Raw genomic sequence first — 23,399 nt, 5'->3', positions numbered from 1 at the left:
TCTTAAAATAAATAAATATGAAACACTTAAAATTATTGGCTCTTTTCTTAGCTATCGTCCCATTTATATCTTCTTGTTCTAGTGATGATGATAGTCCAGAAATTATTAATGAAGAAGAAGTAATTACAGATGTAACCTTAACTTTTACAAATTCAACAGAAGGTAGTGTAACTTATACTTACACAGACCCTCAATATCGTGATGATAGTTATGTTGCTCCAGTAATTTCTTTAACTAGTGGAGAAACTTACGAAGTAGAAACTAACTTCTATAATAACTCAGATCCAGAAGATCCAGAATTAATTACAGAAGAAGTAGAAGAAGAAAGTGACGACCACTTTTTAACTTATGGTTTTAGTGATGTAGATATTGAATTTACTCGTACAGATGGTGCTAACTCTACAGATAGTGATGGTGTACAAATAGGTTTATCTACAGAATGGGTTGCAGGTACAACTGGTACAGGAAGCGTATTAGTAAGTTTAGTACACCAACCAACAGAAAAAATTACAGATCCAGAAGAAGGTGCTGTAGTAGGTGGTGAGACAGATGCTGCTGTTACTTTTGATCTAGAAATTCTGTAAATTATAAAATATATTGTCAGGATATATTACAGAACAAAACCTCACTTTAATCGTGGGGTTTTGTTTTATGCGCTACTAAAAGTTTAATTATATTTGAAAAGACTCAATACCAACACTATGAAAAAATTATTTTTCCCTCTTGTTGTTTTATCACTAATTGCTTGTGATCATCAACCAAAAGAAAAAGAAGAAACTAAGAAAAAAGAAATTGCCTTGAAATATCCAGAAACTAAAAAAGTAGACACTACCACCAACTATTTTGGTACCGATGTAAAAGACCCTTATCGCTGGTTAGAAGACGATAGAAGTAAAGAAACAGAAGCTTGGGTAAAAGAAGAAAATAGAGTAACCTTTGAGTACTTAAACCAAATCCCTTACAGAGATACACTAAAACAACGACTATCTACTCTTTGGAATTATGAAAAAGTAGGCGCACCATATAAAGAGGGAAATTATACTTACTTCAGTAAAAATGATGGTTTGCAAAACCAGTATGTGGTTTATCGTTACAAAACGGGAGAAGACCCTTCTACTGCAGAAGTATTTTTAGATCCTAATAAATTTAGCGAAGACGGAACCACTTCTTTAGGCGGAATGAGTTTTTCTGAAGATGGAAAAATTCTTGCCTACGCTATTTCTGAAGGCGGGAGTGATTGGAGAAAAGTAATGGTAATGAATGTAGAAACAAAAGAAATTACAGAAGACACGCTAGTAGATATTAAATTTAGCGGAATGTCTTGGAAAGGGAACGAAGGTTTTTTCTACTCTAGTTACGATAAACCAAAAGGTAGTGAGCTTTCTGCAAAAACAGATCAGCATAAACTATACTATCATCAATTAAATACTCCACAAAAAGAAGATCAACTAATTTTTGGAGGCACAGAAGCAGAAAAACATCGTTACGTAGGTGGTAGCGTAACAGAAGACAATAAATACTTACTCATAAGAGCTAGTGTTTCTACTTCTGGTAATAAATTATTTTTAAAAGATTTATCTAATCCAAATGCAGAGTTAAAAACAATTATTGGCAATACAGATACAGATACTTACCTAATAGAAAATAAAGGAAGTAAATTGTTTTTAGTTACCAATTTAAATGCCCCTAATAAAAAAATTGTAACTGTAGATGCGGCCAACCCAAGCGTTGAAAATTGGCAAGATTTTATACCCGAAACAGAAAACGTACTTAGCCCATCTACAGGAGGTGACTATTTCTTTGCTGAATATATGCAAGATGCTGTTTCTACCGTAAAACAATACGATTATGAAGGTAATTTAGTAAGAGACGTAAAATTACCAGGTGTTGGTAGTGTTGGTGGTTTTGGCACTAAAAAAGAAGAAAAAGAACTCTATTATTCGTTTACCAACTATATCACTCCAGGTAGCATTTACAAATATGATATTGAAAAAGGAACTTCTGAATTATATAGAAAACCAAAAATTGATTTTAATTCAGAAGAATATGTAAGTAAGCAAATATTTTACACCTCAAAAGATGGTACTAAAGTACCTATGATTATCACGCACAAAAAAGGAATTGAACTTAACGGTAAAAACCCAACTATTCTTTATGGTTATGGCGGTTTCAACATTAGTTTAACGCCATCTTTTAGCATTACCAATGCCGTTTGGATGGAGCAAGGTGGTATTTATGCTGTAGCTAATTTACGCGGCGGTGGTGAGTATGGTAAAGAGTGGCACGATGCAGGTATTAAAACTAAAAAACAAAATGTATTTAACGATTTTATAGCTGCTGCAGAATATCTTATTAAAGAAAACTATACATCTAGCGATTATTTAGCTATTAGAGGTGGCTCTAACGGAGGTTTACTAGTTGGAGCAACTATGACTCAAAGACCCGACTTAATGAAGGTTGCCTTGCCTGCTGTTGGAGTTTTAGATATGTTGCGTTATCATACGTTTACCGCAGGTGCAGGTTGGGCGTATGATTATGGAACTGCAGAAGACTCTAAAGAAATGTTTGATTATCTATACAACTACTCTCCTGTACACAATGTAAAAGAAGGCATAGAATACCCTGCAACATTGGTAACTACCGGAGACCATGACGATCGTGTTGTACCTGCACATAGTTTTAAATTTGCTGCAGAGTTACAAGCTAAACAGACCGGAAATAACCCTGTATTAATTAGAATTGAAACTAATGCAGGTCACGGTGCTGGTACTCCAGTTAGCAAAACCATCGAACAATATGCAGATATTTATGGTTTTACATTATGGAATATGGGCTTTAAAAATTTACCAAAAGAGTAATATCATTAAAAAAGGCACTAAATAACTTTAGTGCCTTTTTTAATTAAATATTGCTCATTTAAACTCTTTAGCTAAGTTGAACATTTTATCTAATAATAAAAAATAATTTTTATCATCTAATAAGTGCTTTTCTATTTTACCTATGCAAAAATCTATAAATAGGTAATAACTCTCTTCAGAGATTTCTATTATATCTACTATTCTTTCTTCTTGATTATTTTGCTTTAAAAGAACTTTATTTATCTCTTCAAAAGATAAGTATTCTGGTTTTTCAATTGTAATTGTCTTTTTATTTTTACCTAAGTATTTTTTAGCATCTTTAAATATCTTCATAAAATCAACATATCCGCTAGCTGGTTTTACATATTCCTGTGGATTATGCTCTATATCATATAAAAATTGCTTTTTCAGCTTCAGGCTGTATTCTTTTTCATTAAAAGTAGTATTAGTTATATATACTTCCTCTAACTCATTTACAGGAGTTTCTAATTCAACAATTAGTTTTTCTTTAAAATGAAGAGCAGTTACAGTTATTTTTTTGTTTATGTATAAGGAAGAAGAGAATAATAACGTATCATTCTCTATCGCGTTTATAGAAAAATAACCGTCTTTGGTAGACTGTGTTTTTAAACCTTGCGTAATATTAGTTACGCTTATGTATTCAAGTTTATTTTCTTCACTATAAATTACCCCGCTTATAGTTTGGCTAGCTAATAATGTTGGAGAAAATATTAGAAACATAAAAATCCATCTCATAATATTTATTTAACTAAAGACTTAAGGAGTTTCATAATATTACAGGTTTTACTTTTTAAAAGGTTTTGCATATTTTATCTATTATCTTTGATAAAAATTATGCTTCTATGCTAAAAGTTAATCAGGTTTTATTTGCTTATCAAAACAAAGCTACCTTACAAAACATCCAATTTTCAGTAAAAAAAGGAAGTCATACTTGTATTATTGGAGAAAGTGGCTGCGGAAAAAGTACACTTTTAAAAGCCGTATACGGGTTATTAGATTTAGAAGAAGGTAGCATTTATTGGAATAATGAACAGGTTCTTGGTCCGGCATTTAACTTAGTGCCTGGTCACCCTAAAATGAAATACTTAGCACAAGAAGACCATTTAATGCCTTATACAACGGTCTCAGAAAATATTCAGAAATATCTAAGTAGACAATATTCAGAAAAAAGCAAACAACGAACAGAAGAACTATTAGAAGTAATTGATATGCTTCATTTTGCAAAAACAAAGGTTAAAAACCTAAGTGGCGGACAAAAACAACGAGTGGCACTTGCACAGGTTTTGGCTAGAGAACCAGAATTGCTTTTATTAGATGAGCCATTTAATTTTATTGATAACTTTAGAAAAAATAAACTACGCCGAAATATTTTTAATTATCTAAAAAAACAAAAAATTACGTGCCTTTTTGCTACTCACGATAGTACAGATATGTTAGGTTTTGCAGATCAAGCCTTAGTAATGAAAAATGGAGAGCTAATTGCTAACAACACACCAGAGCAATTGTATAATTTACCTCCAAACCAGTACATAGCTTCTCTATTTAAAGAAGTAAATGTTTTAAAAGCAGAGCTTTTTGAAGAGCTTACTAAAGAAGGAATCGTTTTGTTATACCCTTCTGAATTAAAAATTCATGAAGAGGGAAAACTTACGGTAAAAGTGAAAAAATGTTATTTTAATGGAGATCATTATTTTGTAGAAACTATTTGCAAAAACAATCAATTACTATATGTAAATTCTAAAGAAGAATTACCCACTTCTTCTAGCATAAAAATAAGTTATCCAGAAGATTTGTTAGAAAAGCGGTTAGTACAAAATTAGTCTACAATACCTCTTTAATTATGTATTGCTTTTGCTGAAAATTAAACTCCTCTCCTACTTTTTTTCCTAATAAAAGTTGCCCAATTGGTGAATTTAAACCAATACCGTAAAATTTTTCTTTTTCGGTAGTTATTTCACCTACGGGGATGGCAATAAAATAATTTGCTTGATTGGTTTTTACCACACTGCCTAACTGAATAGAAGTTGAGCTTTTTCTATGTTCAACTAGCGTTAAAATTTCTTTTAATTTTTTAAAACCTTGTATTTGATTTTGTAGCTTGTTAATTTCTATATTAATCATTTCTCGAGAGGTTTCATACTTATCTCCTGCGCTACTTTTAGTTTCGTTGCTTAAATCTTGCTCTAAATCTTTTAAAGCTAATTGAAGCCTATGTAATCTTTCTTCTACATAGCTAGTGCATTTTTTAACAAGCATTTCTTTATTAGTCATTGTTCTTCTCTAATTTAAGTTGCAATGGCCCGTAATAACGCATTTGTTTGCTAATCCACGCTTTTCTGCTCTGTATGTAGCTTGTTGCTGGGTTTGCTTTATACTTTAAGGGATTTGGCAAAACAGCAGCAATAGCAGCTGCTTCTTGTATACTTAATTGAGATGCCGATTTTTGAAACCAGTATTTTGCTGCAGCTTCAGCTCCATAAATACCATTACCCATTTCAATACTATTTAAATAAACTTCTAATATGCGCTCTTTGCTCCAAATGGTTTCTATTAAAAACGTAAAATAGACTTCTAATCCCTTTCTTAACCAAGATCTTTCTGGCCATAGAAATACATTTTTTGCAGTTTGTTGGCTAATAGTACTTGCGCCCTTAATATTTTTTCCTTTTTTATTATTTTCAAAAGCTTTTTCTATTGCTTTTATATCAAAACCACTGTGTTTTACAAAGTTTTGATCTTCACTACAAATCACCGCTTTTTGTAAATTGATAGAAATATTATCTATAGACTCCCAGTTGTGACTCCATAAACTCCTTTTTTCTGAAGGTGTTTCAAAATATCTAATTACCATTAATGGTGTAATAGGCACAGGAACCCATTTATACAAGGTTACCAATATTATAGAAATACACACAAACGCAATTAAAATTTTACCAATAAATTTGAATATTTTTTTTATCAATCTTCTTGTTTTTATGAAGTAAATATAGAAGAATATTTTTTATGTTGATTTTCTTGCGTTAGGGATGGTAACGGCATCCTTTTTATATTTTTCATATAAAAAGATATAGTGAACAGCCCGACCCAAAGGGTAACGCCCAAAAACAAAAAATCCTCGAAATTATCGAGGATTTTTTTATTTATAGTGCATTTTCACTTAATCGTGATCTGCATATTTCTCTTCCATTACAAAATCTTCCATAAATTTAGTGGTGTAATTACCAGATATATAAGCTGGATCATCCATTAATTGTCTATGGAAAGGAATAGTAGTTTGTATACCTTCTATAATAAATTCATCTAAAGCTCTTTTCATTTTGTTAATTGCTTCTTCTCTTGTTTGAGCGGTAGTAATTAACTTAGCAATCATAGAATCATAATTTGGTGGTATTGCATACCCACTGTATACGTGAGTATCTATACGTACTCCGTGCCCTCCTGGAGCGTGCAGATTGGTAATCATTCCTGGAGAAGGTCTAAAACCTTTGTAAGGATCTTCTGCATTTATACGGCATTCTATAGAGTGAAGTTTAGGGAAATAGTTTTTACCAGAAATTGGCACTCCTGCAGCAACTAATATTTGTTCTCTAATTAAATCGTAATCTATAACTTGTTCTGTAATTGGGTGCTCTACTTGTATACGAGTGTTCATCTCCATAAAGTAGAAATTACGGTGTTTATCTACTAAAAACTCTACTGTACCTGCACCTTCATATTTAATAAACTCGGCAGCTTTTACTGCTGCATTCCCCATTTTTTCACGAAGATCATCTGTCATGAATGGAGATGGAGTTTCTTCTGTTAATTTTTGGTGACGACGTTGTACAGAACAATCTCTTTCTGAAAGGTGACAAGCTTTACCTCTACTGTCTCCTACAATTTGTATTTCTATATGGCGTGGCTCTTCAATAAGTTTTTCCATATACATACCATCGTTACCAAAAGCAGCACCTGCTTCTTGACGAGCAGAATTCCAAGCATCTTCTAGATCTTCTACTGCCCAAACAGCACGCATCCCTTTACCTCCACCACCTGCGGTGGCTTTAAGCATTACAGGGAAGCCCATACCTTTTGCTACTTTAAGGCACTCATCATAATCTTCTAGAATACCTTCAGATCCTGGTACACAAGGTACACCTGCTTCTTTCATGGTAGCTTTAGCCGTAGCTTTGTCTCCCATTTTTTCTATCATCTCTGCGCTTGCACCAATAAATTTAATATCGTGCTCTTCACAGATTTTTGAAAATTTAGAATTTTCAGATAAAAAACCGTAGCCAGGGTGTATTGCATCTGCATTTGTAATTTCTGCAGCAGAAATAATATTTGGTATTTTTAAATAAGACTCACTACTTGGTGCTGGACCAATACAAACAGCCTCATCTGCAAAACGAACGTGTAAACTATCTGCATCTGCTTTAGAATAAACGGCAACCGTTTTGATTCCCATTTCTTTACAAGTTCTAATTACTCTAAGAGCAATTTCTCCCCTGTTAGCAATTAATATTTTTTTAAACATCGCTTGATATTTTAATTTATAAATCCTTAATTTTAATGACTTTACATGAAATTAAATTTCACTTGAGACTTAAAATTTATTAAGATGGATCTACTAAGAAAAGTGGCTGGTCAAACTCAACTGGAGAAGCATCATCAACTAATACTTTTACAATTTTACCGCTTACTTCACTTTCTATTTCATTAAAAAGTTTCATAGCTTCAATTACACAAACTACATCTCCTTCTTTAATTTCATCTCCTACTTCTGCAAAAACAGGTTTGTCTGGTGAAGGTTTACGATAAAAAGTACCAATAATTGGTGATTTTACTGTGATGTATTTAGAGTCATCTTCTTTACTTACAGTTTCAGTTGCTGCAGCTGTATCTTGTGCTACTGGCTGTTGCATTTGCTGAGCAGGCATTTGTGGTGCCTGTTGCATTCCTCCCATTGGGATTTGCTGTAAAATTGTGGTTTCTTTTTCTTCTGAAGTTGTTTTAATGGTGATTTTTATGTCATCCATTTCTAACTTCACTTCGCTTGCACCAGATTTGGCCACAAATTTTATTAAATTTTGAATTTCCTTTAATTCCATAATTATAAGGTATTAATCATTTTATTTTTTAGGAGTTGTATGCCCATTTAAGATAAATAGATCCCCAAGTGAAACCTCCACCAAATGAAGCAAAAACTAAATTATCTCCTTTTTTTAACTTATTCTCAAAATCACTTAATAATAGTGGTAATGTTGCAGAAGTAGTATTACCGTAACGCTGAATATTCATCAATACTTTTTCTTCTGGCACTCCCATTCTTTTAGCAGTAGCATCAATAATTCTTTTATTGGCTTGGTGTGCAACTAGCCAATTTACATCGCTATCAGAAAGATTATTTCTTTCCATTATTTTAGCGCTTACATCTGCCATGTTAGAAACTGCATATTTAAATACATTTTTCCCGTCTTGATGTACAAAGTGTTGTCTATTGGCTACGGTTTCTTCACTTGGCGGAAGTAATGATCCTCCTGCTTCAATTTTTAAGAAATTTCTACCAATACCGTCACTTCTCAGGTATTCATCTTGTAACCCTAAACCTTCTTGGTTAGGCTCAAAAAGAACGGCACCTGCACCATCTCCAAAGATAATGCAGGTGGCCCTGTCTGTATAATCTATAATTGACGACATCTTATCTGCCCCAATTACTAATACTTTTTTATAACGTCCTGTTTCAATATAGCTTGCTGCGGTAGACATTGCATAAAGAAAGCTTGAACAAGCTGCTTGTAAATCGTAAGAAAAAGCATTTACTGCTCCAATCTCTGATGCGGTATAAGCTCCTGTAGAGGCTACCAACATATCTGGTGTTGCAGTTGCAAAAATAATTAAATCAATCTCTTCTGGATTAATATTATTTTTCTCTATTAAGTTTTTTGCTGCTTGAATTCCTAAATATGAAGTCCCTTTATTTGGGTCTTTTAGAATTCTTCTTTCTTTAATACCTGTTCTGGTGGTAATCCACTCATCATTGGTATCAACCATGTCTTCTAACATTTGATTTGTTAGTACATGATCAGGGACGTAAGATCCTACAGCTGTTATTGCTGCGCTAATTTTGTTCATATAATAGGGTTTATATCACAAAAATAAAATGTAAACCTACAAATTACGTTCGATATATCATAAATTTTTGAAAGATTTGAGTTCAAAGTCTCAAAAATAACCTTTCAAAATTAATAGATTATGCAATAATACAGCTTAAATTTTATGTAAAAACAAAACCCACTACCGAATACCGGTGTGGGATTGTTATAAGTTTAAAAAATAAAAGCTTATGCTTCTACTTCTTCTGTATTATCAATTAAAACTTGACCTCTATAGTAAAGTTTTCCTTCGTGCCAGTGAGCTCTGTGGTATAAGTGAGCTTCTCCTGTTGTAGGATCTTTAGCAATTTGCGGTACAGTTGCTTTATAATGCGTTCTTCTTTTATCTCTTCTTGTCTTAGATATTTTTCTCTTTGGATGTGCCATAGCTCTAAGCTTTATTTATTATCGTTAAGTAAATTCTTTAATTTATTCCATCGAGGATCAATTTCATCCTCTTCTTCTTTAATCTCTTTTTGTTTAGGCTGTAGTTCTTCTAATTTATTAAGTACTTCAGACTGTAGCGAGCCATCCTCTACACCAGGATGAACTCTTTTATAAGGTATAGCTAAAACTATGGCCTCATAAATATATTGTTGAACTTCTAACTCATACTCACCGTGAGGTAAAATTAGTAGTTCTTCATTTTCATCGTTAAACTCATCACCAAACTTAACTACTAATTCTAAAGAATTTTTTATAGGTAAGTCAAAAGGCTCGTTAGTAACATCACAATTAATGTTTACCAATCCTTTTATAGTAAATCGTAAATCTAACATATTAGCTTTTTTCTCTAATTCTAGATCTACTTTTACATCTACGTGATTAAAATCATCATACTCAAAATGTTCAAAGAACTGGTCATCAATTTGATAATCATATTGATGCCTCCCGATTTTTAATCCAACAAACTGGATTGTAAAATTTTTTAACTTCTTCATCACATCATCCTTTTCGGGCGTGCAAATATATAAAATATAATTAATTAGCTATCTTTTATTAACAAAAAATGTTTATAATTTTTTTGATTGCTTTTGCAGCTGGTTTTCTATAAGAGAATTATACTCGCTTCTACACTTAAAAATTTCTATTGATGAAAATACAGCTTCTTTAAAAGAAGTATAATCTGCTTCTCCTTTACCTGCTATTTCATAAGCAGTTCCATGATCTGGTGAGGTTCTTATTTCTGAAAGTCCTGCTGTAAAATTTACCCCTTTGCCAAAAGATAATGTTTTGAAAGGGATAAGACCTTGATCGTGATAAGCGGCTATTACAGCATCAAAATTTTTGTAATTTTTAGTTCCAAAAAAGCTATCTGCTGCATAAGGACCATAAACCAATGTGCCTCTTTCGTTTATTTTTAGAATTGTTGGTTTTAATACCTCTTCATCTTCTTTACCTATTACTCCATTATCTCCGCTGTGTGGATTAATACCTAAAATAGCTATTTTAGGTTTCTGTATTCTAAAATCTGTTTTTAACGTATCGTGGATTATTGCTACTTTTTTCTGAATTAATTCAGAAGTGATTTTTTCTGCTATATCTTTCACTGCCACGTGGTCTGTTAATAAACCTACTCTTAATTTATCACATACCATTAACATTAAACTATCACCTTTCATTTTTTGAGCTAAGTAATCTGTATGACCAGGAAAATTAAACTCTTTAGATTGAATAACATTTTTATTAATGGGTGCTGTTACTAATGTATCTATTTCTTTATTGATTAAAGCATTTGTAGCAGCTTCTAAAGATTTTACGGTGAACTTACCTAAAAACTTATCTTCTTTACCAAAATTAATTTTGGTATTATCTTTCCAAACGTTAACTACATTAATTTTTCCATCAATAATTTTAGAAGCATTATCTATACCTTGAAAATTGATATTTATTTTAAAATGCTTTTTATAGAAAGAAAGTAATTTAGTATTAGCAAAAATTACTGGGGTACAGAATTCTAACATTCTAGCATCATGGAAAGTCTTTAAAATAATTTCACTCCCTATTCCATTTAAATCACCAATACTAATCCCTATCCTTACTTTTTCTGCTTTTTTCATATAATAATGACTACTTTTGTCTTAAGACAAAGGTAACTAAATAATCTTCAAAATATGTTTACCGGAATAATAGAAGAGGTAGCTCGTATACATAGTATAGAAAAAGAAAATGAAAACCTACATATTACTGTAGAAGCAAATTTTACATCTGAACTTAAAATTGATCAAAGCGTAGCTCATAATGGTGTTTGTTTAACGGTTGTAGAAATTAATAGTAATCTATATAAGGTTACAGCTATTAAAGAAACTCTTAATAAAACTACACTCAATAACCTTTCTGTAGGTGATTTTGTGAACTTAGAAAGAGGAATGATTTTAGGTGAAAGACTAGATGGCCATTTAGTACAAGGGCACGTTGACCAAACCGGTATTTGTATTAATAAAACTTCTCAAAACGGAAGCCACATTTTTACATTTGAATATAGTAACGAATACGAGAATATTACCATTGAAAAAGGCTCTATCACAGTTAATGGGGTAAGCCTAACCGTATTTAACAGTGGTGATAATACGTTTAGTGTAGCTATTATACCTTATACATTAGAGAATACTACGTTTAAGTATCTAAGTATAGGAGATCAAGTAAATTTAGAGTTTGATGTAATAGGGAAATACGCTAAGAAACTTTATAAAAAATAATCTCTATAAAGGGATTATTTTTTTCTTCTTAAACTTTTTACTCCAAAAAAAGCTCCTGCAGCTAAAATTATAGAAACAAAACCATCAATTGGTAAACCTGGAGGTGTTGGGTTTGGTGGAGCTCCGCCTTGAAATGCAAAACTAGAAACCGTAGTTAAAGAAACTACAGCAACAACTAGCAAATATTTATTTTTCATATTTTTCATAAGAGGTGCTAAATTAGAAAATGATAACTTAAAACCAGTCTTTTATATCTTAAAAAATCATTAATTAAAAGCTAAAGTTTAATTAAGGTTTTTATATAACGACAAGACCTCTAACATTTCAAAAAAAATCTGTGGACCCAGATGGGCTCGAACCATCGACCCCCTGATTATGAGTCAGGTGCTCTAACCAGCTGAGCTATGGGTCCTGACAGGACGCAAAAATATGTAATAGATCTATACCAACCAAATTTATTTTGATTAATTATTTTAAATCTTCACATAACTCAATTAAAACCCCGTGAGCCGACTTAGGGTGCAAGAATGCTATCTTTTTGTTATCTGCTCCTTTTTTAGGAGAGTCATTTAATAATACAAAACCTTCTTTTTGCAATCTAGCAATCTCACTTTCAATATTATCTACATAAAAAGCTATATGATGAATACCTTCTCCTTTCTTTTTTATGTACTTAGCAATTGGGCTATCCTCTCTCGTAGCTGCTAATAATTCTATTTTACTTTCTCCTACTTCAAAAAAAGAAGTAATTACACCTTCACTTTCTACTTCTTCTTCTTTATAAGGTGGTGTATTAAGCAAAGTAGTATATAGTTTATTTGCTTCATTTAGGTTATTAACCGCTATGCCTATGTGTTCTATTTTTTTCATTTTTGTAAAATTTGTTCTACCAAAATAACAATTCCTATTAAATAAACTATTTTTGCACTATGGAAGAAACAAATAGACAGAAAAAAATTGGAGGCGTTTTACAGCGCGATCTTGCAGATGTGATTCAGCAAGAACTAAAAACAAATAATGTAACAGGAATTATTGTTTCTGTTTCTAAGGTAAAAGTAACTACAGATTTATCTATTGCAAAGGCTTATATTAGTATTTTCCCTGCAAAAGATGCAAAAGGTTTATTAGAAGAATTAACAGCCATAAAATCTAAACTTAAACACCAACTGGCACAGCGTACTAAAAATCAATTACGCAAAATGCCTGAACTAAGTTTTTATTTAGATGACTCTTTAGACTATATTGAAAGTATAGAAAAAGCGGTGAAGGGAGAAGAAAACCCTATTGAAAACCCAGACTTATTAGATAAGCGTAAAAAATCTTAATTTGAATTTTTCATACTATATCGCCAAGCGCTACTTGTTTACCAAGAGTAAGAACAATGCCATCAATATTATTACTATAATAGCTAGTATTGGTGTTTTTGCTGGCGCAATGGCGCTTTTTATAGTATTATCAGGCTTTTCTGGTCTCAAAGAGTTTAGTTTATCTTTCTCTAATAAATATGATCCAGATTTAAAAGTATTACCTAAAACAGGTAAGTATTTTAATTATTTACCAGAGCAACAAGAAAAAATTGCTGTTATTTCTGAAATTAAACAATCTTCTAAAGTTATTGAAGAGCGTGTACTACTAAATTTTAGAGATAAAAATGTTCCCTCTTCTTATATAAAAGGGGTAGATGAAAATTTTTTAAATGTAAATGCGGTAGATAGTACTTTATTAGCTGGCGCTTGGTTACATCAAAAAGAAAAGCAAGTAGTAATAGGGAATGGTATTTCTAGAAAACTCTCTATTGGTGTAGCAGGTTACGGTGATGTTTTAAAGATTTTTGTACCAAAACCAGGAAAAGGACAAGTATCCAACCCTTCAGAAGCCTTTAATACTATTTCTTCTATGGTGATTGGTATTTATAGTATTAATGAAGAGCTTGACAATAAATATGTATACGCTCCATTTTCTTTTACACAACAATTATTAGAATTAGAACCTAATGAAATTTCTGCTATCGAAATAAATTTAGCAAAAGGAGCAGATGAAGACAAAGTGAGAGAAAAAATTGAAGAAGTTTTTGATCATCAAGTAATTATCAAAAATAAAATTCAGTTGAATGATAAACTTTATAAGATGCTAAATACCGAAAATTTAGCAGTTTATTTAATTTTCACGCTAATTTTGATTATTGCATTGTTTAATGTTGGTGGTGCTATTGTTATGGCAATTTTAGATAAACAAAGCAATATAAAAACCTTGTATTATTTAGGAGCAAACATTCATCAAATACGTAGGGTTTTCTTTTTACAAGGAACATTGCTCACCTTTATTGGCGGAGTTTTAGGTTTAGTTATTGCTTGTGTTGTAATTGTACTACAACAACAATTTAGCTTAGTTATGATCACTGCAAGTTTACCTTACCCTGTGTTATTTGAAACAAAAAACTTAGTCATCGTATTTTTAACAATTATGACCTTAGGTATTATTGCCTCTTATATTGGTTCTACACGTATTAAAAGAGTGATTGAGGTAAACTCTTAATTACCTGTTTTTCAGACAAGAAAATAGAATATTTCATTATAGGAAGATGAGATCCTGAATCCAGTTCAGGATGATGATAGCTGGATGATAAATATTCAAATATATACAGCGACCACAAAATACGATGTATAAAAATTCTAACTCAAATTGAATAAATAGGGACGTAGTTATACTGAAACCCTGATACTCTGAATTATTCCTGTTATAGAAGATGTGATCCTGAATCCAGTTCAGGATGACGGGAACTAAATAAGGTAAAAAGTTTATACTGAAAATCTTAATATTTTAAACTCCCATTATAAATGAGGTCATCTTATCTTAAGTTCAAGATGACGAGTATATCACAAATATTTCAGTAATAAAAAGATTAAAATTTATTTATCTAGTAAACTGAAAGTCTCCAAACTCTTTTTCAGCTTCATCAAAAGCTTTAAAAACATCTACCGCTTCATCACTAGTAACCATTCTCATTCGGTGTTCTTTAAAATGCGGAATTCCTTTAAAATAATTGGTATAGTGTCGGCGAGTTTCAAAAACTCCTAATCTATCTCCTTTCCAATCTATTGCCATTTGTAAATGCCTTCTAGCAGCATCTAAACGCTCTGCCATAGTGGGTGGGTCTAAATGTTCTCCGGTTTCAAAATAATGTTTTACTTCTCTAAAAAACCAAGGATAACCAATACTAGCACGACCAATCATCGCTCCGTCTAGTCCAAATTCATCTCGCATTTTCATTGCTTTTTCTGGAGAGTCTACATCACCGTTACCAAAAACAGGAATATGCATTCGCGGATTATTTTTTACCTCTGCAATAGGTTTCCAATCGGCTTCACCTTTATACATTTGTGCGCGTGTTCTACCGTGTATAGAAATAGCTTTGCAGCCTACATCTTGTAAACGCTCTGCAACCTCAACAATTTTAATAGAATCATGATCCCAACCTAAACGTGTTTTCACCGTGATAGGCAAATTGGTATGTTTTACCATCGCTTCTGTTAAAGAAACCATGAGGTCTATATCTTTTAAAATTCCGGCACCGGCGCCTTTAGAAACTACTTTTTTTACCGGGCAACCAAAATTAATATCGATAATATCTGGACCCGATTTCTCTACAATGGCAACCGACTCTAACATTGATTCTAAATTGGCTCCAAAAATCTGAATACCCACTGGGCGTTCTTTCTCGTAAATATCTAGTTTCATGACGCTTTTAGCTGCATCACGAATTAAACCTTCTGATGAGATAAACTCCGTATACACCACATCTGCGCCTTGCTCTTTGCACAATGCTCTAAAAGGTGGGTCGCTCACATCTTCCATTGGTGCTAATAATAATGGAAACTCTCCTACATCTATATCTCCTATCTTTGCCAAAACTGAATTTTATTAAAAGTTGAAGTTGCAAAACTAATAAATAAGTATGAATTGCTATTTCTTTATAAAAAGTTTGAAGTAAATACCGCAAAAGGGATAGTAATGAACATCCTTTTTTTGCTTTGATATATGGCAAAAAAAGATGGCAATGCATAGCCCGGGCCGCAGGCTTTGCCCAAAATACTATAATTTATAAGAAAGTTTAAATAAAATGGTTTTGTTTTGTGTCTAGTACGTTTTCTTTCTAATTATATTTTTTAAATAATCTATATCAAAAAATAACCTTTATAACCTCTTGGTTTTTTCAATATATTCTTTTTGAGTTATAGGCTCTAAATCTGGTATTTCTATTTCTTTTTGTTTTGAAAAATCTATATCTATAACACTAAAGCCAGAATAAGCTTCTCCTTTTCTATTAAAACTTTTCGTTAAAACAATAAGACCAGGAAGTCCATAACTCTCTAATGGGCCAATATTTACAGGTATTTTTGAGGTAAACCAAGCCTCAACTTGTTTATTACCCTCTTTATCTAAAAGTATTGCCTTTTTACATTGATAACCATATATTTTCTTTTTCTCTGAAGTAATTTGCCAATCATTTTCTATTTCTTGCTTTACAAAAAAGGTTTGACTAGGCATTTCGTGTAAACTATAGACTGTATTATCTTTAAAATCTACATAATATCTTGGTAACATTCTAGCTAAACTTCCTGATTTATTACCTACTGCCATTCTTTCTTTTACCTTAAAAAGGCTTTTATTTCCATCAAAAATTAATTCAAAAGATAATTCTTCAGTGCTTTTAAATATTTTATGAACCGTTTGACTTTTTAAATCGTTTTTATCCGTTTTTTTAGGTTTATAATAACTAGTATATGCATACTCTACTCTTGCTTGGTTTTGACAAGTACAAGTAAGGCTAAATAAGAAAATGAAAAATAAGAAAAGATATTTCATATGATTTTTGTTTACTCTAAGTCTAGTTTATTAACTATTCTTATAAAAATAAAAAAACCAAACGGCTTCGTCTAATAATGTTATGTTTTAACAATTTATATCAGATTTATTATTCTTAAAATTAAAAGCTCAACACCCTTATAATAGATAAAATTTACACCTATAAATAAGAGACTATTCTATAATTTTAGTATTAAAATTTATATCGTTTTTAGATACTTCTGTTTTAGATTTCAAAAAAACTATATTTGCAAAAGTGTATTGATCTATAAAGTCCATTAATCTGGTATATATTTAGGCTTTAAAATGTTAACTATCAATACAAAACACTGAAAATGATATATGAAGCATATTAGAAATTTCTGCATAATCGCACACATTGATCACGGTAAAAGTACCTTGGCAGATAGGCTTTTAGACTTTACAGGTTCTGTAACAGAGCGAGAAAAGCAAGAGCAACTATTAGATAGTATGGATTTAGAGCGTGAACGTGGTATTACCATTAAGAGTCACGCTATACAAATGAATTATACGTATAATGGCGATGAATATGTACTAAATTTAATTGATACTCCTGGACACGTAGATTTTTCTTACGAAGTTTCTAGATCTATCGCTGCCTGTGAAGGAGCTTTATTGGTGGTAGATGCTGCACAAAGTATACAAGCACAAACTATATCTAACTTATACTTAGCTTTAGAGAATGATTTAGAAATTATTCCTGTACTAAATAAAGTAGATTTACCAAGTGCAAGTCCAGAAGAAGTTACAGACGATATTGTAGATTTATTAGGTTGTGATGCTACAGATGTAATACCTGCTAGTGCTAAAACAGGTATTGGTATTGAAGAAATTTTAGCCGCAGTAATTAATAAAATACCTGCACCAACAGGTAAAGTAGATGCTCCACTTAGAGCATTAATTTTTGACTCTGTGTATAACCCTTTTAGAGGAGTAGAAACCTTTTTTAGAGTATTAGATGGTAGTATAAAAAAAGGGCAACAAATTAAATTTGTTAATACCAACAAAAATTACTCTGCAGATGAAGTGGGTACGCTAAAATTAAAACAAGCTCCACAAAAAGAAATAAAAACAGGAGATGTAGGTTACCTTATTACTGGTATTAAAGATGCGCGTGAAGTAAAAGTAGGAGATACCATTACAGATGCTGCAAAACCAACTACAGAGGCTGTTGCAGGTTTTGAAGATGTAAAACCAATGGTTTTTGCTGGTATTTATCCCGTAGATACAGAAGATTATGAAGAGCTACGTTCTTGTATGGAAAAGCTACAATTAAATGATGCTTCTTTAGTATTTCAACCAGAAAGCTCTGCTGCATTAGGTTTTGGATTTAGATGTGGATTTTTAGGAATGCTTCACCTAGAAATTATTCAAGAACGTTTAGAGCGTGAATTTGATATGACGGTGATTACTACTGTACCTAACGTATCTTACCACGCATTTACTAATAAAGAACCAGAAGTAGAAATTTTGGTAAATAACCCTTCAGATTTACCAGAACCATCAAAATTAGATAGAGTAGAAGAACCTTTTATTAAGGCTACAATTATTACGAAATCAGATTTTGTAGGGCCGGTAATGTCTCTTTGTATTGAAAAAAGGGGAGAAATAACTAACCAAACTTACTTAACTACAGAAAGAGTTGAACTAACGTTTAAAATGCCTTTGGCAGAAATTGTTTTTGATTTTTACGATCGTTTAAAAACCGTTTCTAAAGGTTATGCTTCTTTTGATTACTCACCATTAGGAATGCAAACTTCTAAACTAGTAAAAGTAGATGTATTACTTAACGGGAGTAATGTAGATGCACTTTCTGCTTTATTACACGTGGACAATGCGTATGATATTGGGAAGAAAATGTGTGAAAAACTGAAAGAACTAATTCCGCGTCAGCAATTTGATATTCCAATTCAGGCTGCAATTGGTGCTAAAATTATTGCTAGAGAAACCGTGAAAGCATTACGTAAAGATGTTACTGCAAAATGTTATGGTGGTGATATTTCTCGTAAACGTAAGTTATTAGAAAAACAGAAAAAAGGTAAAAAACGTATGCGTCAAGTAGGTAATGTAGAAATACCTCAAGAAGCATTTATGGCAGTTTTAAAACTTAACGATTAGATATAAAAAAACCCTCTGAAATTTCAGAGGGTTTTTCTTTTTATAATATTAAACTACTTTTAATCTTCGTCATCTATTTTAGAAACTGTTTCTTCTAAATCTGTTGTCTCTTCTGGTGCTTCTACTTCTATAGTTTTACCTAAGTAAACCAATATATAACCTTCTTTAATTTCTACTTCTTGACTGTTAGAAGGTATAATACTTAAATCACCTTCGTTATCTTTTACAAATAATGGTATAATATCATCATCTGTTTTAGTTATTTCTATTAAGCCGCTATAATGCTCTTGAGAATTAAGCTGAATTTCTTGAATAGTAGGAAATTTTCTTGCCACTTCTGTAAGTTTAATAAAATCATCTGTATGAGAAAAAAGACCCTCTACTGGGTTGTTTTCTGGATCAGACATTTCATCTGCAGAAACCACTCTAAAAGATCCGTTCTCTCCAAAATGCTTCTGAAATTTAGAAATAGCAGTTTTATTAATCTCTGAGTTACCAGTTAGTGCCATTAAATAACCAACATCATTCAGCTCAATATTATTCCCTAAATCGTCAGAATATACACTCCCTTCAATTGCTTCTAAACCTAATTCTTTAGCTTTTCTAATATTAGTTCTATTATTATCTACCAAAACTACATGACGGTTATTCTTTTTTAAATAAGCCCCGATTAATCTAGAGATAGAAGAAGAACCAATTATTAATATACCTTCAGAATTAGTTAAAAATACACCCACTAATTTTGAAAAACCTCTAGCTGTAGTTGCATTTAATAATACAGTACCCAATACAATCATAAACACTAATGGGGTAATATATTCTGCTCCTTCAATACCTTGGCTAGCTAGTTTTAATCCAAATAAAGAGGCAATACCCGCAGCTACAATACCACGAGGCCCTACCCAACTTATAAACAATTTTTCATTTAACTTAAGAGAAGAATTAATACTACTTAAAAATACACCTAGTGGTCTCACTAAAAATACTACAGCACCAAAAAGTAGTAAGGCATTCCAGTTGTAAATTAATAATAAATCTTCAATATTAATGTTTGCAGAAAGCAGGATAAATAAAATAGATATTAAAAGTACACTAAGAGATTCTTTAAAATATAACAACTCTTTAATGTTAGGTAAATTAATATTACCCAATACCATACCCATTACTACTACAGCTAAAAGTCCACTTTCGTGAGCAAATAAATCTGCTAACACAAAAACCCCTAAAACACTTGCTAGTGTAAATACATTTAATAAGTAGTGAGGTATAATATTCTTTTTAATACAAAAACCTAAAGCGTGAGCAAAGGTAAAACCAAAGGTAAAACCAAATAAAACTATTTTTCCGAATTCTGCTAAAGCTGTTTCTGTAAACTCACGTCCTTCTCCAGCACTTATAAACTCAAATACTAATACTGCTACTAATGCTCCAATAGGATCTATTAATATACCTTCCCACTTTAAAATTGCAGATACGTCTTTTTTTAAAGGAATGTTTCTTAAAATAGGCGTGATAACAGTTGGTCCCGTTACTATAATTAAGGCAGCAAATAAAAATGATATTTGCCAAGAAAGATCAAAAATAAAATGTGCAGCAATACCTGCTCCAAAAAAAGTTACTACCACAGCAATAGTAATTAATTTTACAATTACTGGGCCTACATTTAATACCTCTCCTCTACGCAAAGTTAAACCACCTTCAAAAAGAATAATACTTATGGCTAAAGAAACAAAATAGAATAAACTCTCTCCAGGAAAAAGTCCAGAAGTACCATTCCATATAGGTTCTATTAATTTAGAACCATCTTCTGTATAAAAAGTTGCTAGTGGGCCTACTGCTAAACCAATTAAAATTAATGGTAAAATTGCTGGTATTTTAAACTTCCAAGCAACCCATTGAGCCAATATCCCTAATATGATTATTCCTGCTAATTCTAACATATTTCATTTTTTTGCAAAATAAGATTTTTATGCTTATAAAACACTTGTTAACTAAATATGTTTTATTAAGAAAAAGATTCTCTTATAAATAGTTAATTCATCTCTAATATTATAGTCCAAAAACTAACTATTTCTTATTTTGCGAATCATTTTTCAATTAATTCATAATTTATGACTTTATATCCAATTGAAGCCGGTAATTTTAAACTAGATGGAGGAGCTATGTTTGGTGTCGTTCCTAAAAGTTTATGGAGCCGTACCAACCCTGCAGATAATAATAATTTAATAGATATTGGTGCACGTTGCCTTTTAATAGAAGAAGGTAATCAACTTACATTGATAGATAACGGATTAGGAGACAAACAAAGTGATAAATTTTTTAGCCATTATCACCGTTGGGGAGATTTTAGTATAGATTCTTCACTAAAAAAACTAGGCTTTCATAGAGATGATATTACAGATGTTTTTTTAACCCATCTTCATTTTGATCACTGCGGCGGAAGTATACAATGGAATAAAGACAGAACAGGTTATGAACCTGCTTTTAAAAATGCAAAATTTTGGACAAATAAAAACCACTGGGACTGGGCAATTAAACCAAACCCAAGAGAAAAAGCTTCGTTTTTAAAAGAAAACCTTTTACCAATGGAAGAAAGTGGACAATTACACTTTTTAGATCGAGATAAAGGTTCTCACTTTTATAAACACCTTAATTTTGGAGTTCTATTTGTAGACGGTCATACCGAAAAACAAATGATACCACACATTACCTACCAAGATAAAACCCTAGTTTTTATGGCAGATTTACTACCTACTGTAGGGCATATCCCTTTACCATATGTAATGGGTTATGATACTAGACCTTTATTAACTTTAGGTGAAAAAGAAGCTTTTTTAGAAAAAGCAGCAGATGAAGGTTTCTATTTATTTTTAGAACACGATGCTCATCACGAAATTATTACGGTAAAAAGAACTGAAAAAGGAGTTCGATTAGACCAAACCTACACATTTAATCAATTATTTAATTCATAATAAAAACCCCTAAATGAAAAGAGCATTTATTAAACCTACCCTAGCAGCAGTGTTTGCTGCTATTTTAGCTTCAAGTTGTGGTACTACAGGACCTACAATTACTTCAACCCCAATAGAAAATATAGATCAGCAAGCATTAAAAACTGCAGATCTTACAGAAACTGAACTAGAAACTTGGGGAAGTTTAGATTTAGTGACAGACACTATTCCTGGAATGAGCGTACAAAAAGCTTACCGTGAAATTATTAAAGATTTTCAAGGAAAAACAGTTATTGTTGGTGTGGTAGATAGTGGTGTAGATATTGAGCACGAAGATCTTAAAAATATTATCTGGACTAATGAAGATGAAATTCCTGGTAACGGAATAGATGATGATAAAAATGGATATGTAGACGATATTCACGGATGGAATTTCTTAGGAAATACCATCAAAGAAAACTTAGAATTTGTTAGAATTTTAAGAGACCTAAAACCAAAGTACGACGGTAAAACAGCTTCAGAAATTAGTGCTGCAGACCAAGAAGAATTTGCGCTTTACCAAAGAGCAAAAGAAGAGTATGAAAAAGAATATAACGATAAAAAAGCAGGATTTGACCGTTATTCAGCAATAAAACAACAAGTTACTACTGCTAAAAAAGATGTAGCAGCAGCACTAGGAAAAGAAGATTTTACTGCAGAAGACTTAAAAAACATAGAAACAGAAGATACTACTGTGCAACAAAAAGCTGCTTTTCTATTAAACATTATGAATAATGTTGGCGGAGATGTAGATGAAGTACTTAAACAACTGCAAGGTGGTATAGATTATTTTCAAGGTGGTCTTGAGTCTCACTTAAACCTAGAGTTAGACGGAAGAAAAACAGGAGATGATGTAAATGATATTACAGATACTAACTACGGTAATAACGATGTAGATGGTCCAGACCCTAAAAAAGAAGACGCTAAACACGGTACTCACGTAGCTGGTATTATTGCAGCTCAAAGAAATAACAATATCGGGATGAACGGTGTTGCTAACAATGTAAAAATAATGGCTGTACGTGCCGTTCCAGATGGTGATGAGTACGATAAAGATATTGCTTTAGCTATTAGATATGCAGTAGATAATGGAGCTAAAGTAATAAATACAAGTTTTGGTAAGTATTTCTCTAACCACCCAGAGTGGGTATTAGATGCTATAAAATATGCTGCTAAAAAAGATGTTCTTATTGTAAACGCAGCAGGTAACGATGCATTAGATATGGATGTTACTAGAATTTACCCTAACGATCAAACGCCAGAAAATACAGAAGAAATTGCAGATAACTTTTTAACAGTAGGTGCATCAAATTTTGAATATGGTGAAGGTTTAGTAGCTAGATTTTCTAACTACGGTCAAACTAACGTAGATGTTTTTGCTCCAGGAACAAAAATATGGTCTACCACTCCAAATAACGAATACCAATATTTACAAGGTACTTCTATGGCTTCTCCGGCTGTAGCAGGTGTAGCTGCAATAATTAGATCTTACTATCCTAAGTTAAGTGCTGCAGAAGTAAAAGAAGTTATCATGAAAAGTGGTTTAGCTACTCCGCAAGAAGTAATTGTTGGAGGAGATGCAGATAATGTAAAACCTTTTGCTCAGTTATCTGTTTCTGGTAAAATGGTAAACTTATACAATGCCTTAATTATGGCAAGCAAAATGTAATCATCTTTTAAGATGTATTTTTA

General features: G+C 31.9%; 23 protein-coding genes and 1 tRNA gene. 9 read left to right on the top strand and 15 right to left on the bottom strand.

The window, feature by feature from the left end; all coding sequences use genetic code 11:
* Positions 1-17: 17 nt before the first annotated feature.
* Both BUC03_RS06270 and BUC03_RS06265 read left to right on the top strand, forming a co-directional pair.
* Complete coding sequence (locus BUC03_RS06270) at positions 18-584, top strand: hypothetical protein (protein WP_073149372.1); 567 nt, start codon at positions 18-20, stop codon at positions 582-584.
* 117 nt (positions 585-701) lie between these two features.
* Positions 702-2,858 (top strand): prolyl oligopeptidase family serine peptidase, encoded by a 2,157-nt coding sequence (locus tag BUC03_RS06265; RefSeq protein ID WP_073149370.1) that lies wholly within the window; start codon positions 702-704, stop codon positions 2,856-2,858.
* Positions 2,859-2,912: 54 nt separating this feature from the next.
* Here the strand turns inward: BUC03_RS06265 and BUC03_RS06260 are convergent, their stop codons facing one another.
* Positions 2,913-3,614 carry a peptidase associated/transthyretin-like domain-containing protein gene (locus BUC03_RS06260; RefSeq protein WP_143159144.1) on the bottom strand — a complete coding sequence of 234 codons (702 nt, stop codon included), beginning with the start codon at positions 3,612-3,614 and terminating at the stop codon, positions 2,913-2,915.
* 107 nt (positions 3,615-3,721) lie between these two features.
* On the opposite strand from BUC03_RS06260, the gene BUC03_RS06255 reads away from it, so the two are divergent.
* Positions 3,722-4,699 (top strand): ABC transporter ATP-binding protein, encoded by a 978-nt coding sequence (locus tag BUC03_RS06255; RefSeq protein WP_073149435.1) that lies wholly within the window; start codon positions 3,722-3,724, stop codon positions 4,697-4,699.
* Position 4,700: 1 nt separating this feature from the next.
* Here the strand turns inward: BUC03_RS06255 and BUC03_RS06250 are convergent, their stop codons facing one another.
* The 8 genes from BUC03_RS06250 to pdxA all read right to left on the bottom strand — a co-directional run bounded on the left by BUC03_RS06250 (position 4,701) and on the right by pdxA (position 11,073).
* The gene (locus BUC03_RS06250) at positions 4,701-5,150 is read right to left on the bottom strand and encodes a GreA/GreB family elongation factor (protein ID WP_073149366.1); all 450 of its coding nucleotides are present in this window, start codon (positions 5,148-5,150) and stop codon (positions 4,701-4,703) included.
* Positions 5,143-5,841, bottom strand: a complete 699-nt coding sequence (gene mtgA / locus BUC03_RS06245) for a monofunctional biosynthetic peptidoglycan transglycosylase (RefSeq protein WP_073149364.1) — start codon at positions 5,839-5,841, stop codon at positions 5,143-5,145. Before mtgA ends, BUC03_RS06250 begins: the two co-directional genes overlap by 8 nt.
* Positions 5,842-6,036: 195 nt before the next feature.
* On the bottom strand, positions 6,037-7,395 hold the full coding sequence (gene accC / locus BUC03_RS06240; RefSeq protein ID WP_073149362.1) for an acetyl-CoA carboxylase biotin carboxylase subunit: 1,359 nt from the start codon (positions 7,393-7,395) through the stop codon (positions 6,037-6,039).
* Between the two features lie 79 nt (positions 7,396-7,474).
* Positions 7,475-7,969, bottom strand: a complete 495-nt coding sequence (accB, locus tag BUC03_RS06235) for an acetyl-CoA carboxylase biotin carboxyl carrier protein (protein WP_073149360.1) — start codon at positions 7,967-7,969, stop codon at positions 7,475-7,477.
* Between the two features lie 28 nt (positions 7,970-7,997).
* A complete protein-coding gene (locus BUC03_RS06230) occupies positions 7,998-8,993 on the bottom strand; it encodes a beta-ketoacyl-ACP synthase III (protein WP_073149358.1) in 996 nt (331 codons plus the stop codon).
* A 209-nt stretch (positions 8,994-9,202) separates the two neighbouring features.
* A complete protein-coding gene (gene rpmF, locus BUC03_RS06225) occupies positions 9,203-9,400 on the bottom strand; it encodes a 50S ribosomal protein L32 (RefSeq protein WP_073149356.1) in 198 nt (65 codons plus the stop codon).
* Positions 9,401-9,411: 11 nt separating this feature from the next.
* A complete protein-coding gene (locus BUC03_RS06220; protein ID WP_073149354.1) occupies positions 9,412-9,954 on the bottom strand; it encodes a YceD family protein in 543 nt (180 codons plus the stop codon).
* Positions 9,955-10,026: 72 nt separating this feature from the next.
* Positions 10,027-11,073 (bottom strand): 4-hydroxythreonine-4-phosphate dehydrogenase PdxA, encoded by a 1,047-nt coding sequence (pdxA, locus tag BUC03_RS06215; RefSeq protein WP_073149352.1) that lies wholly within the window; start codon positions 11,071-11,073, stop codon positions 10,027-10,029.
* Between the two features lie 54 nt (positions 11,074-11,127).
* Between pdxA and BUC03_RS06210 the strand changes: the two genes are divergently transcribed.
* A complete protein-coding gene (locus tag BUC03_RS06210; protein WP_073149350.1) occupies positions 11,128-11,712 on the top strand; it encodes a riboflavin synthase in 585 nt (194 codons plus the stop codon).
* A 14-nt stretch (positions 11,713-11,726) separates the two neighbouring features.
* Here BUC03_RS06210 and BUC03_RS06205 read toward each other — a convergent pair whose 3' ends face one another.
* The 3 genes from BUC03_RS06205 to mce all read right to left on the bottom strand — a co-directional run bounded on the left by BUC03_RS06205 (position 11,727) and on the right by mce (position 12,582).
* The gene (locus BUC03_RS06205; protein WP_073149348.1) at positions 11,727-11,909 is read right to left on the bottom strand and encodes a PID-CTERM protein-sorting domain-containing protein; all 183 of its coding nucleotides are present in this window, start codon (positions 11,907-11,909) and stop codon (positions 11,727-11,729) included.
* A gap of 141 nt (positions 11,910-12,050) precedes the next feature.
* Positions 12,051-12,124 (bottom strand) — tRNA-Ile (locus BUC03_RS06200).
* Between the two features lie 56 nt (positions 12,125-12,180).
* Positions 12,181-12,582 carry a methylmalonyl-CoA epimerase gene (gene mce, locus BUC03_RS06195; RefSeq protein WP_073149346.1) on the bottom strand — a complete coding sequence of 134 codons (402 nt, stop codon included), beginning with the start codon at positions 12,580-12,582 and terminating at the stop codon, positions 12,181-12,183.
* Positions 12,583-12,641: 59 nt separating this feature from the next.
* Between mce and rbfA the strand changes: the two genes are divergently transcribed.
* Positions 12,642-13,037: a 30S ribosome-binding factor RbfA gene (gene rbfA / locus BUC03_RS06190; RefSeq protein ID WP_073149344.1), complete on the top strand. Its 396-nt coding sequence runs from the start codon at positions 12,642-12,644 to the stop codon at positions 13,035-13,037.
* 1 nt (position 13,038) lies between these two features.
* Positions 13,039-14,247, top strand: a complete 1,209-nt coding sequence (locus tag BUC03_RS06185) for an ABC transporter permease (RefSeq protein ID WP_073149342.1) — start codon at positions 13,039-13,041, stop codon at positions 14,245-14,247.
* A gap of 378 nt (positions 14,248-14,625) precedes the next feature.
* On the opposite strand, the gene dusB is transcribed toward BUC03_RS06185, so the two are convergent.
* Positions 14,626-15,621 (bottom strand): tRNA dihydrouridine synthase DusB, encoded by a 996-nt coding sequence (dusB, locus tag BUC03_RS06180; protein WP_073149340.1) that lies wholly within the window; start codon positions 15,619-15,621, stop codon positions 14,626-14,628.
* Between the two features lie 285 nt (positions 15,622-15,906).
* Positions 15,907-16,578 carry a GLPGLI family protein gene (locus BUC03_RS06175; RefSeq protein ID WP_073149338.1) on the bottom strand — a complete coding sequence of 224 codons (672 nt, stop codon included), beginning with the start codon at positions 16,576-16,578 and terminating at the stop codon, positions 15,907-15,909.
* A 342-nt stretch (positions 16,579-16,920) separates the two neighbouring features.
* Here BUC03_RS06175 and lepA point away from each other — a divergent pair, with 342 nt between their 5' ends.
* On the top strand, positions 16,921-18,717 hold the full coding sequence (lepA, locus tag BUC03_RS06170) for a translation elongation factor 4 (protein ID WP_073149336.1): 1,797 nt from the start codon (positions 16,921-16,923) through the stop codon (positions 18,715-18,717).
* Positions 18,718-18,776: 59 nt separating this feature from the next.
* Here lepA and BUC03_RS06165 read toward each other — a convergent pair whose 3' ends face one another.
* Complete coding sequence (locus BUC03_RS06165) at positions 18,777-20,657, bottom strand: cation:proton antiporter (protein ID WP_073149334.1); 1,881 nt, start codon at positions 20,655-20,657, stop codon at positions 18,777-18,779.
* Between the two features lie 171 nt (positions 20,658-20,828).
* Between BUC03_RS06165 and BUC03_RS06160 the strand changes: the two genes are divergently transcribed.
* A complete protein-coding gene (locus tag BUC03_RS06160) occupies positions 20,829-21,689 on the top strand; it encodes an MBL fold metallo-hydrolase (protein ID WP_073149333.1) in 861 nt (286 codons plus the stop codon).
* 13 nt (positions 21,690-21,702) lie between these two features.
* Positions 21,703-23,376, top strand: coding sequence for a S8 family peptidase (locus BUC03_RS06155; RefSeq protein WP_073149330.1), 1,674 nt, complete (start codon positions 21,703-21,705; stop codon positions 23,374-23,376).
* Positions 23,377-23,399 lie beyond the last annotated feature (23 nt).

The organism is Mesonia phycicola (genome assembly GCF_900141885.1).
GTDB classification, from domain to species: domain Bacteria; phylum Bacteroidota; class Bacteroidia; order Flavobacteriales; family Flavobacteriaceae; genus Mesonia; species Mesonia phycicola.
This window is presented reverse-complemented; position numbering and strand designations above follow the sequence as displayed.